We start from the raw sequence: 11,360 nt of genomic DNA on the forward strand, positions 1-11,360 counted from the left end.
AACATTTCCATGGTGATCACCTTGTATATCTCCCGCCTAATAATTAGGCAGGAGCAGTAGAACACCTGGGTCAATTTTGGGTCGGCACAACAGCTATAGGTGGGTCAGTTTTCGGTCGGCGCCAACACCCGCTTTCAACAAGCGACTGTACTGAAAATAAATTTCGCAGTGTGAACGGAAAGCTGCACTCGAACCCGTTTTTTGTGCCCATGACCTGCAGTTTTTTTATCGCATGGAAATGTAGAACTGCGTTAATTTCCGCAGGATGAATCGACGTCAGATTAAGGCGGCCGAAGATGCATAAGTGCCCGACTGCGGTGCCGTCGTCCTCAGACGTTAGCGATAATATTGCGGTATTTTTCATAATTGATGACCTTGTAGGAGTTAGAACCTCGTGTAGCGGATGGAATTTATATGCGGGCAGCGACTCGTCTACCGTTTCCTGCCAGCTCGATATTCTGTTTCAGCTACCCAGCAAGCCACTTCCGTACGTCGCCATCGCAGAAGTTCTCCAAAGCCATGCGCCCTCGGAGGCAACTCCCACGCTCGGCACCGGAGCCGTCTCCGTATGGTCGCGACACTCAGGCCCAACATCTCCGCTAGTTCAACGACATCAAGGTAGTTTGTTGGCATTTGGTCTCCAGGAGGCTCGCTCAGTTGAAATTCGTACCTCGTGTAGAAAGCTTATTTATCGCCGAACACGAACTAGGCGGTGCGGGACGCGCGTTCTTCCTGCACGTCTATGTTGGCAGAATGCTTGAGTCGTTTAATGTGGTGCCAAGTGCAGCGCTCGGAGTTGAGTTCACAGAAGCGCTGTAGATACACGTAAGGCTGCGTTAACTCGTGCGGCAGGCCTGTTGCGCTAAACAGCACGCCTGCTAGGTTCGGCCTCACTTCTTCCTAAAGCCGTCGGACAGAAACGTAGTTGCACTGCCCCTCGAGTCTACGCACCTAGAAGGAGCGGGTTCTCCTCAGCGGTCATGTCCGCTGAGGAGAACCCGGTACGCGTCAAGACAATTGTGATGTTTCACGCTACGTCGGGGTTTGCACGTAGCAGGCCACTCATTTTTGTGAAAATCGGAGAGTTTTCGCCTGTAAAAGTCTGCTACTATCAAAAATGCAACGGTCATCCACTTGGTAGAGGGGGCGTTAGCACGAAGTTCTTGTGTCTAGATATGTAAGTTGCTGCTTCACCCCACCATCGAGAGCCGGTTTTGATTGAGCAAGGGTCTCTATTTTGGAATAATGACCTTCTTGCTCTTGCTGCTGACCGGTGGCAAGCATTAGTTGCAGAGCGCGAGATTATGAGCACTGCTCCAGTCCATAGGGTTATTGAGCCTGAAGAGTTTCCGATGCCGGCGGATAAGACGAAGGCACTTGCCAAGAAGTTTTTCTGCCAAGTTTTGGGCAAAAAGACTGGTCGATTTAGCGTGCCAGTAATCTCGGCCACGCACCCGCCATCAGAGCAGCGGCTTCGGCATATTGCACAGGTTTTGAAGCCCGTCGCGCAGACTCTTCCACGGACCGGTGGGCAGAAGGATTTCGTGCCCTTTGCGCGTACTCAGCAAGATACAAGTTCAATTTTCACTTTCATGTACAGGTAAACAGGCGTTTATGTTGAATCCCTCAATAACGAGATTTGCAGTCTCGTCAACGCGCCTAACCCGACTGCTGCATACAGAAAATAATCGTCAGACCGTCTGGATGAACCGCGGAGCGATTTGGGTTGCCGCCAATTGGTCCTCCTGCCTTGCACGGACTTTCCTTCAAGCGTGCCGAACTCGGTATGGGAGCGTTTTTAAACTGGCCCACGCATTGCCTTACCTAGAGTGAACGGTAGAGATGGTATTGGAAACGAACGGTAAGTGCCTTTTCGTCTGTCGGCGTTTTTGTGTTTCGCAGCTTTAAATCTAACAATTACTTGGAGGAAGCATGTCTGGAGGCGGTGGTGGTGGTGGTGATTGGCGTCCTGAACCGAGGGTCCCAGCAAATGGTCAAGTTGGGGATGGAATTGGTGGTGGCATCGGGCCTGGAAACCCTTGTGCAATTGACGAGCTTACCCAGCTCAACTCCGTTTCCCCCGCGGCGTTGAGAAACGTGTCGCCGGGCAATGTGCTCGATGTCGTGTTCCTTGTGGGGCCTCCGCAAAGGCTTATCGTGCAAGATGCTGCGGGGCAAATCGTCGGGTCGATTACGTCACGGTCGATGCTTCAAATTATCGAATGTATTCAGGGCGGCCGCCGCTACGTCGCCGAAGTAGTCAGCATTCAAGGCGGCTCCTGCCAGGTACGCGTGAGACTGGTATGACGACGACTCAAATAGCGGTTGTGGGTGGGGTCTACTACGAGCAATGCTTATGGCCAGCGTGGGACCAACTATTCGGCTCCGGGGGCCGCGCGGCGACAGCGCTCGTCAGTCACGTCAACCAGGTGAATTTGTACACCTATGCACATCCCGACGTGGAGCAAGATTTCGTAAAGGCGGCAAAGATTTACGGCTTTGTCGTCGTCTCGACGCCAGCGCCAACAGGTATCTCGTTCGATTATGTTCATTGCATGTCGACACCCGTCGTCCGTCCTCCGCTGGCCCGAATCACCGCGTTGGAACCCATCAATGTGAGTGCTGACACAGTGCTCCGCTTTGGGATGTTAGAAGGCTCTGGTAAAGTCGACGCGAAATGGTGCGTCTACGACCCTCAATCGGCGTTTCGGCCGGAGTCATTCTGGGAAAACGGTAGCCAGGCAGAGCACCTAGCCATCGTAGCCAACCGCAGCGAAATTATTGCGATGGGTGGTTCCTCTGATTCTGAGATTAGTGCCAAAGCTTTGCTCACGCGTGGGGCGGAGGTTGTTGTAGTGAAATCGGGGCCGGCTGGTGCGTATGTGTACACCCGTGACAGCGCGGTGGCGCACGTTCCAGCATATCGGAGTGACCTCGTTTGGACTATCGGTTCGGGAGATGTCTTTGCGGCGATATTCGCCGCTCAGTGGGCGGTCCACCGAACTGCCCCAGATACGGCGGCCGAATTAGCGTCGAGAGCCGTTTCGCACTACGCAGAAACAATGGCCCTTCCTGCCCTTCAACCGCAACAGCTAGTCGAGGCGCCGCGTACCGCATCTTCGACCGTCAAAGGAAAGGTCTACTTGGCGAGCCCGTTTTTCAATCTTGGTCAACGATGGCTCGTCGATGAGGCCCGTCGCAGCTTGAGGGAATTGGGCATGGAGGTATTTTCCCCGGTTCACGACGTGGGGCCTGGGCCTGCGCAGGTTGTTGGTCCGGAAGATATCAAGGCACTGAACGAATGCGACCGTGTATTCGCCATTCTCGATGGACTCGACGCGGGTACTATCTTCGAGGTCGGTTATGCGCGTGCACGCGGCATTCCGGTTTATGCGCTTGCCCAAGCGGTCAATGAGGAGGACCTAAAAATGGTGGTCGGCTCTGACTGCAAGGTTTTCTTCGACTTTGTCACCGCACTCCATCACACAGCGTGGAAAGCATGAAAACTGCACTGCTCATTTCGGGTGGAATGGATTCGGTCGCAATCGCCTATTGGAGGCGTCCCGAGATTGGGATAACCGTGGCGTACGGTCAACGTGCAACAAACGCAGAAGTTCGGGCTGCCGCTCAAGTATGTGAGGTTCTGGGGATTGAGCATCATGTAATCGAAGCGGACTTGAGCGCGCTGGGTAGCGGCGATATGGCCGGCAAAGCTCCGGCCAACCTCGCACCGGTATCTGAATGGTGGCCGTTCCGCAATCAGATGTTAGTTACCTTGGCGGCGATGAAGGCCAGCGCTCTCGGAGTTGATAGGCTTCTCATAGGCACTCTTCGTACCGATGGCGTTCACGCAGATGGCAAGCCCGAATTTATCGAAACCATGAACGCTGTACTTCGCTGCCAGGAAGGCGGGATTAACCTTGAGGCACCGGCCATCATGCTAAGCAGCGCGGAGCTCATTAAAACTTCTGGCGTTCCAAACGATGTGCTCGCATGGGCCCACTCGTGCCACGTCGCCAATGAGGGATGCGGAATGTGTCGTGGCTGCAGAAAGCACTACGAGACTTTGGAGGAGCTTGGGCTTGAGCCTTACTGAAGACCCTACTCCACTTGGGGATACCGCGTTTCTAGAGTACACATGGCCTGTGGTATCCAGCAAGGTATTTGAAGTAGGCGAGGTGGCACCGACAAGAACGCTTGCTGACGTAATCGAGCATCGTCGTTCAAACCGAGTTCTTGCGCCTGCCTCCCTTGAGCAGACGGTCGGTGCCCTGCTTTTTGCGCTGAGGCCCCGTTTCTGGAAGGAGGGAGATTCGCTCAAGCGTAGCCGGCGTCCTTCCTTGTCGGCCGGTGCGCTCCACCCCATCACGGTCTTGTTGTTCCAAGAGCGAGCTGTCTTCCGTCTCAATGCGGAGTTGTCCCTCCTCGAAAGGCTTCAATTTTCGGATGAGGTTTACTCTGCATGGGTAAGCAAGTGTCAAAGCGTGCTTCCAGAAGCGAACGGCACGTTCCTAATGCTAGTGGCAGATATGGCGCGGCCAAACAGTGCGTACGCCAACAGCGAATCACTCGTTTGGCGCGATGCCGGCGCACTGCTTCAGACAATCGCGCTTGTCGCGGAGCTTTTTGGTTTGGGGTTTTGCCCCTTGGGGATTCTGGGTCACGAGGTCGTTACAGAACTGCACTCGGATGGGCAGCTATTAGCCGTCGGAGCAGCTGTGATTGGGTTGCGACCTGAAGCGCGAGCCGCCGATTCTAATCAATGAACGCTTTGGCCTTCGCTCGCGAATAGTTCTAGCTGCTCGTCCTTGGTGCGCGTTTTTCTCAAAATTGCGGAGAGGCGCCGTACATGGTCCCACATCAAGCCATCGAGAGTTGCGGCAGACACGTCGATTGCGCGGGCAAATGCGACGAAGCGCTCCTCTAGTTCACGATAATGGGTTTCAGGACGCCATTTTTCGGGGAACAGTCCTAAGTGCTGGCCGACCTTGATGATATGGATGTCCAGAATAGCGACCTCACTTTGAGGTCGCATATTTCGAACAATCCACGACGCAGTTTTAAGGCCTATACCCGGCAGGTCTTTTAGTTTGTCCCGAAAAGCTACATCATCTTCTGGCTGTTCGAAGTCCGGTAGCCGCGCAAGGCATCCGCTAAGGTAATTTGACTTCTGCCGAATGAATCGATATTTGCGCGCGCGCCCCTGCAAGACGAAGGGTTCACTTAACGACTCCTCCAGCTCACCTGCTGTTGTGCCTGGCCGAAGCAGGTCGCGTTCGCGAAGTCGCGAGTATGCGGCCAGTGCCAACTCAGCTGGCATTCCCCAACCACCGAGGAGGCATGCAGCAACCTCTTCCGCAAGTGACCGGCCAAGTCGAAAATCGCAAAATGTTCCGGATTCAGTGTGCTGCCAAGCTTGTCCACGCCAGTACGCAGGGGTCATCATTTCATCGAATGCGCCCCAAAAGATTCCTGGTAAAACCTCGTCGTCGGCCGCAGGTATGGCAAGTGTACGAAGCTCTCCTGCAATATGTGAATACATGATTTGCATAGGTTCGGATTTCCAGAAATTTGGTATGGTGAATGAAATGGCTTCGCATCATACAACAGTCCGTAGGTCGGGGAGCCCGGAGCCTCTTTAACAGTATAGTAATTGCCTTCGACTTTTGGGCCTTCGAGCGCGGCGAGACGCGCGCAATCGACGCCGGCGGCGGGTGCTGACAAAGGTGGCTCGCAGCAACCCTTAGGACGAGGGTTGCGCCGCTGTGAGACGCGAACCTAGTTGCGCTATGAAGGGCAAATATGACTTAAGAAGGAACGTCTCCGCTTTCAAAATCCAGGCCAGAGGAGGTGTTGGCCCCTGAAATTGAATGCATTTGGCAAGCCGACATGCGGGTCTATGACGCAGACAAGGTCTGGCGTCAACTGCGGAGCGAGGGCATCTGTGGGTAGTAAGGGTGCCAGCTATGACAACATGCTGGCTGAGACCATCAACGGCCTGTACAAGGCAGAGCTCCCCGGAAGGCGCGTAAGGCCGTCGAACTGGCAACGCTGGAATGGGTACACTGGTTCAATCATCTTCGCTTGCTCGAACCGCTTGGTTATATACCGCCGGCCGAAACTGATGCAAACTACTGTCGATAACTTTCCGAGCAGGTTATGTCGCCTGACTCACACCAAACGGCCTCCTAAAATTCCGGGGCGATTCATATTTGAATAAAAGCGGACAGATACAATGGCGAAAGCAATCAGTCAGTTCTTCGTGGACCTAGGGTACCCTCTCCGAAACATTCGCTGGTCATGGGGCGCCCGTAGTGGCGGCTCTCTGTTGCTGCGCACGTGGGAGGACGAATACGTTCACAAGGAACGTAAGCTTATCGTGTTGGATAGACCTGAACTGTATCGTCCTTCTGAGTCGTTTGGCCTGGACGAACGACTCGTCCAGCTCAAGGCCTTGTGGGGTGGCGATATAGCAGGCTACACCGTCATAGCAACCGTCAAGGACAAGGATGTAAGGCCACGCGAAATCCTGGGTTACCGCGACGACGCAGTCTTCGCCCTGAACCGGCTGCGACTTCAATCCGATGGCACCATCGTCGCTGATGTCGGCGACCGCGTGAGTGTGTCAACCCTAGTCGAGCACGCGAAGACTCATCGGACCATTAGGGGGCAGGGTGTCTTCCCCGTGGACGATGCGCAGCGGACTGGTTTATCCACTGACTCGTACAAGGAAAAGATTCCTGCAATACGGGCTTGGCTAATCGAAGTGTGCGGCGTTCGCAGTACAGTAACCTATTCGGACGTCATGAACCGATTTGCGCTGACGTTTTACCCATTGCGCAACGCGATGAGCCGACTTGGCCACGACTGTAAGGACGCTGGTGAGCCAGTAATCACAGCGCTCATTGTCGATAAGGAGACCCACCGCTGCTCCGAGGGGCTCTTCGACGAATTCAACATCGACGACGATAAATTAGAGCGGGAGCGTTGCTACGCGCACTGGGCGCGCAAAGAGGTTGGCGTGGTGTCAGTTCTATCCGCAGTCGCAGCGGTGGAAGCACCAATCGCGCCACCTTTAAAGCCGACCTTATCAACCGATGACTTCGAACAACGCGCAGCGCGATTCAACCAAGTGCAGACTCGACCGGAGCAAGGCCAGTTTCGAGACGCAGTGTTTCGTGCTTGTGGTGGACAGTGCGTAATCAGCGGATGCGATGTGCCGGAAGCCCTAGAGGCTGCCCATCTTCGGGGCCGCGACTGGCGGCAAGGCCACAATAGCGCCACCGATGGAATTTTGCTCCGCCGGGACCTGCACACCCTGTACGACCGCGAACTGCTACGGATTAGTGGTGCCGGCGAAGTGGAGCTGTCGGAGGAAGTGCTGACGTACTACCGCGAGTTCAACGGAGCCATGGTGCCCCTTACAAATGTCCAGACCGCCACGTGACCAAGTGTGCCTGTTGAACGTGGTTGCCGGGCGTGCCATGCCAAATGGCCGTATATGCTCTACGCACAGCACGCTCCATTTCGATATCAATTTCCCGGCTTTTTCGCGACAAAGGTGGTGAGTGGCGTCCCTGACGCCAGCGCATCGTTTATCCACTTCGGGCGCCGGCCTCGGCCACTCCAAGTATTGCCGGTGCCGTCGGCGTATTCAAGCCCGGCTGCGAGGGCAGGATTTTTGGCTGAACCCTAGGCGGCACGGAAATCCTCTCTCGCCGTGGCGTCTATACCGATTACGCGCAAGTAGACAGAGCTGTCCGCACTTTCCTTCTCTCGAGCCTTGCTCTGAAGGATTGCCAGCAGCTCATCAAAATTGATAGAACCGTCCGGTCCTTCCCAAGTTCTATGTTCTTGCAGCACGATTACGAAGAATCCAATCTTAGAATTGGACGCCATCATATACTGCCCTTGAAGCTGTTTTTCCAATGCGTCAACGTATTGCGCCAGGGACCACCTGAGCGACATTTTTAGTTCGACAGTTGCGCGGAACGAACCGGTCTGACATAACACATCGCGACGGGTTGCCGCATCGACGTCGTCAGTTGCTGGCGCCAGCGCCGGTAGTGCTCGCAGAACGTGCTGTACTGGTAGCCGTCCGGTTGCTCGGCCTTGTACTCTTGCCACAGCAGTTCCAGCGTCACGCCCTTGCGGCGCAGTTCGTTGTGCACGGTCGGCCAGGCAGGCGCCGGCCGCCGCACCGACGACGGCTCGCTGGGCGGGAACAGCAGCCGCTCCAGGGCAGCGTCGTCGCACTCGGGCGGCAAGGGCGAAGACAGGCCGGCCAGCTTGGCACGGGCCACATAGTCGGAGACGGTGGAGGGGGAGACGTTGATGATGCGGGCGATTTCCCGCTTGGAGCGGCCGTGCTCGAAATGCAGCCGCAGGACTTCGTGTATTTTGCGCATGGATAACCTTTTATTGGTCAAGCAACCCTCCGGATAAAAATCCGGCAGGTTGCCACAGTTATCCCCTTGCCGTTGGTCCTACTCAGGCCGCTTCAAACTGTCCAGTTTGAAGCGGAATCGGTGTCCAGTTTGGCGTGGAATGCGTGTCCAGTTTGCCGTGGAATGGGTGCCCAGTTTGGCGCGGAAAACGCAGTCATTCCCGAAAGGGTGGTATTTTGTCCGGTCTTCTGTGGCCGGATGGCGGCATTGAAGTGCGGCATGCGAAGATACGGCTTGGCTGCGATGGCCGAGTCGCAACATACGATATCTTGTAGATACTAATAGGAACCTCCCATGGCGATAGTCTTTTTTTCCTACAGTCACGCCGACGAGGCGCTTCGAGACCAACTCGAGATGCACCTTTCATTGCTAAAGCGGCAAGGGCATGTGGAAGCTTGGCATGACAGGCGTATCCTCGCCGGCGATGAGCTCGACCCCGCCATTAAAGACAATCTTGAAAGCGCTGACGTTATTCTGTTACTTGTGAGCGCAAATTTCATCGGTTCTGATTATTGCTATTCCAAAGAAATGCACCGGGCTATTGAACGCCATAACGCTGGCGAAGCACGTGTCGTCCCTGTCATTTTGCGCCCGTGCGACTGGCACTCCGCTCCATTTGGAAAGTTGATGGCAACGCCCAGAGATGGAAAGGCCATCACAACTTGGGCTAACACCGACGAAGCATTCACCGATGTCGTCCGTCAGGTTCGAATTGCCGTCGAAGCCATGAATGCGCGTGCCTGTAACGTCGTCAGCGGTTTGGGTGCAGGTTCAGTTCGCGCCGCAGTGACACCGACGCACAGTAACGTGATTCCCGCAGCGGCGAGACCTGCCGTCGAGGTACCGCGCTCAAGTAATCTCCGCCTCAGCAAGGAGTTCGGTGACCTGGATAAAGACGAGTTTATTCATACGTCCTTCGATTTTATGGGACGGTTTTTCGAATCATCTCTAACAGAGCTCGCGTCGCGACATTCTGGCATCGATGGCCGATACAGGCGAATTGACACAAGACGGTTTACTGCAATCATTTACCGCGATGGAAAAACTGTCGCGCAATGCATCATCCGTATCGACAGCATGGGCACTCGAAGCCAGTGCATCTCATTTTCATATAACGCTAGCGCTCCGGATGGGAGCTCAAACGAGATGCTGAATGTGGAGTGCGACAGCCAGGCCATGTACTTCAGGTCGCTGGGCATGCAGTCATTCGGCGGGCGTCAAGACCAGCGGCTCTCCGAACAAGGTGCAGCCGAGTTGCTCTGGGGCTTACTCATTGCACCGTTGCAGCGGTAGAAAATTGTGGTGGCCTCGTTAGCTCGTGACGAGCATCGAAGCTTTTGAAAAAAGATGCGAGCGTACCGATGATGAGTAAGCAGTCCTTGAAGGCCCACCGTCGCGCTAGCGTCGGGCGCTGCGGACGTTGATGGTAGCGGCCAAGGTGGACATTGTAGATTCCACGCAAACCGGTTTTGGACTCAAGGACGGGCGGATGTGCGCGCCTGCGGACGTCCAATCCGGGCTAGCTTGCGGATGTACCTGTATTGGGTGTGGCGCCATACTCGTTGCTAAGAAGGGTGCAAAAAAGCGCTGGCATTTTGCCCACCACAACGTTGAAATCGGCGAGTCCTGCGCAGAGTCAGCTATTCATGCAGCCGCGAAGCAAGTTCTGCTTGAACACGACTGGCTCCGCCTGCCATGCATGCGCGTTGTCGTTCAAGGCCAAGCGACGTCCGGTCAAGTGCTGGAAGAATCGAGCGTGCTGTCGGAGGAGCGTGTTGTTCGGTTCGAACGCACCTGCGCGGAAGTCTGGGAAGACGGTATCCGCCCTGACGTTGTGGGCTATCGAGGGGAGCGCAGGCTTCTCGTCGAAATGTACTTTCGTCACCGTGTCGACGAGAACAAGCGCCGGAAAATTGGCAAGCTCAAGTTGCCGACAATAGAGGTGGACCTCTCTGACCTAGACATCTCGACGGGCTTTGACGCAATAGCGCAGCGAGTAATTCACGAGACAGGATATAAGACTTGGCTGTTCTTCCCAAATGAAGAGCAGGAGCGGCAGAGACTGTTGGCAGGCCTGGCTGCCCGAATTGAGCGAGCAAATAGAGAGCACCAAGTCGAGCAGGCAGCCGACCAGAAGAGGCAAACAACTCGACATCGAAAACTCGAGAACGACCGTAAGCGTCGCGAGGCGGCTAACCAACGCTACCGCCAAATGTCGCACGAAGACAAAGAGCGGGACCTGCGCGAGCGTCTGGGAATCGCTGGGCGATGGCCCTACTACCTTTGCAAAAAAGGTGATGGCGCTAGTGCAATCGCAGAGCAAGCAATGATTTGGCAGGCAGCACTGTTCAGCCGTTTTATATTCCAGAGAGCGAACAGCAGCTTCGAACTCAAGCAGACTTCGGTCATACAGTGGATTTTGGAAAGGTTCGAAACTGGACGCAGCTCGCCCGAGTCTGTGCGCGCTGAGGTCCGCCTTTATCTGGACTACCTCGCTGCATGCGGCTTCCTGAAAAAGCTCTCGTGCACCCCTTATGAGATTCAGGTCTACACCGTCGTCCACGGAGCACTCGAACCGCCTGCACGCCTTGAGCGGCCGCGAACTTCGTTCGGCAATCAGCCTCCTGTGCCTGCAGAGCTGGCGCCGGCGCAGTTGCCTGCCCTGAAGGAGGGTTGGATATGGCGGGCGGGCAGGCTGACCAAATTGGTGTGATATTGCAGATGAAGTAGCTGCGCTCTTGGTCGAGTCCTCGCACGGAGCTACGCATATCTACATGTCAAGACCTGCCTGGTTATATACGCGTTTAACGAATAATTCCGGCTTTTTCTCCTGCCATTTCTTCATCGCCTGAATCGGTGTTGCGTTATCCAAGGCGCGCTGGGGAATGTTGTGGTTGTAGATTTTCAGGTAAT

Annotated in this window: 8 protein-coding genes and 4 pseudogenes; 7 read left to right on the forward strand and 5 right to left on the reverse strand. The window is 55.2% G+C overall.

The features are described 5' to 3' along the window. Positions 1–432: 432 nt before the first annotated feature. Positions 433–633: a helix-turn-helix domain-containing protein gene (locus CSZ94_RS29375; RefSeq protein WP_146009901.1), complete on the reverse strand. Its 201-nt coding sequence runs from the start codon at positions 631–633 to the stop codon at positions 433–435. A gap of 1,670 nt (positions 634–2,303) precedes the next feature. On the opposite strand from CSZ94_RS29375, the gene CSZ94_RS25650 reads away from it, so the two are divergent. The 3 genes from CSZ94_RS25650 to CSZ94_RS27780 are packed head-to-tail and all read left to right on the forward strand — an operon-like array spanning position 2,304 to position 4,766. Further along, entirely contained in the window at positions 2,304–3,503 is a 1,200-nt protein-coding gene (locus CSZ94_RS25650; protein WP_102124109.1) for a PfkB family carbohydrate kinase, read from the forward strand. After that, on the forward strand, positions 3,500–4,096 hold the full coding sequence (locus CSZ94_RS25655) for a 7-cyano-7-deazaguanine synthase (protein WP_071078544.1): 597 nt from the start codon (positions 3,500–3,502) through the stop codon (positions 4,094–4,096). Before CSZ94_RS25650 ends, CSZ94_RS25655 begins: the two co-directional genes overlap by 4 nt. Continuing rightward, complete coding sequence (locus CSZ94_RS27780; RefSeq protein ID WP_146009902.1) at positions 4,083–4,766, forward strand: hypothetical protein; 684 nt, start codon at positions 4,083–4,085, stop codon at positions 4,764–4,766. The genes CSZ94_RS25655 and CSZ94_RS27780 overlap by 14 nt, the downstream gene beginning before the upstream one ends. Here the strand turns inward: CSZ94_RS27780 and CSZ94_RS25665 are convergent. After that, a complete protein-coding gene (locus CSZ94_RS25665; RefSeq protein ID WP_071078542.1) occupies positions 4,760–5,551 on the reverse strand; it encodes an 8-oxoguanine DNA glycosylase in 792 nt (263 codons plus the stop codon). The two genes, CSZ94_RS27780 and CSZ94_RS25665, sit on opposite strands and share 7 nt — an antisense overlap. 378 nt (positions 5,552–5,929) lie before the next feature. Here CSZ94_RS25665 and CSZ94_RS25670 point away from each other — a divergent pair. Beyond that, a pseudogene (locus tag CSZ94_RS25670) lies at positions 5,930–6,144 on the forward strand (IS3 family transposase); the annotation flags it as partial. A 91-nt stretch (positions 6,145–6,235) separates the two neighbouring features. Further along, positions 6,236–7,447 (forward strand): HNH endonuclease signature motif containing protein, encoded by a 1,212-nt coding sequence (locus tag CSZ94_RS25675; RefSeq protein WP_102124110.1) that lies wholly within the window; start codon positions 6,236–6,238, stop codon positions 7,445–7,447. Positions 7,448–7,533: 86 nt separating this feature from the next. Here the strand turns inward: CSZ94_RS25675 and CSZ94_RS29380 are convergent. Together CSZ94_RS29380 and CSZ94_RS25690 are read right to left on the reverse strand one after the other, a co-directional pair. Then, positions 7,534–7,641 (reverse strand): annotated as a pseudogene (locus tag CSZ94_RS29380) (H-NS family nucleoid-associated regulatory protein); the annotation flags it as partial. Positions 7,642–8,024: 383 nt separating this feature from the next. Further along, a pseudogene (locus CSZ94_RS25690) lies at positions 8,025–8,429 on the reverse strand (sigma factor-like helix-turn-helix DNA-binding protein); the annotation flags it as partial. A gap of 312 nt (positions 8,430–8,741) precedes the next feature. Between CSZ94_RS25690 and CSZ94_RS25695 the strand changes: the two are divergent. Beyond that, complete coding sequence (locus tag CSZ94_RS25695; protein ID WP_102124113.1) at positions 8,742–9,740, forward strand: toll/interleukin-1 receptor domain-containing protein; 999 nt, start codon at positions 8,742–8,744, stop codon at positions 9,738–9,740. 130 nt (positions 9,741–9,870) lie between these two features. Next, complete coding sequence (locus CSZ94_RS25700; protein WP_146009903.1) at positions 9,871–11,160, forward strand: hypothetical protein; 1,290 nt, start codon at positions 9,871–9,873, stop codon at positions 11,158–11,160. A 57-nt stretch (positions 11,161–11,217) separates the two neighbouring features. Here CSZ94_RS25700 and CSZ94_RS29015 read toward each other — a convergent pair. Continuing rightward, positions 11,218–11,360 (reverse strand): annotated as a pseudogene (locus CSZ94_RS29015) (IS481 family transposase); the annotation flags it as partial.

This window comes from Janthinobacterium sp. ROICE36 (assembly GCF_002869965.1).
In the GTDB taxonomy this organism is placed as follows: Bacteria; Pseudomonadota; Gammaproteobacteria; order Burkholderiales; family Burkholderiaceae_D; genus Janthinobacterium.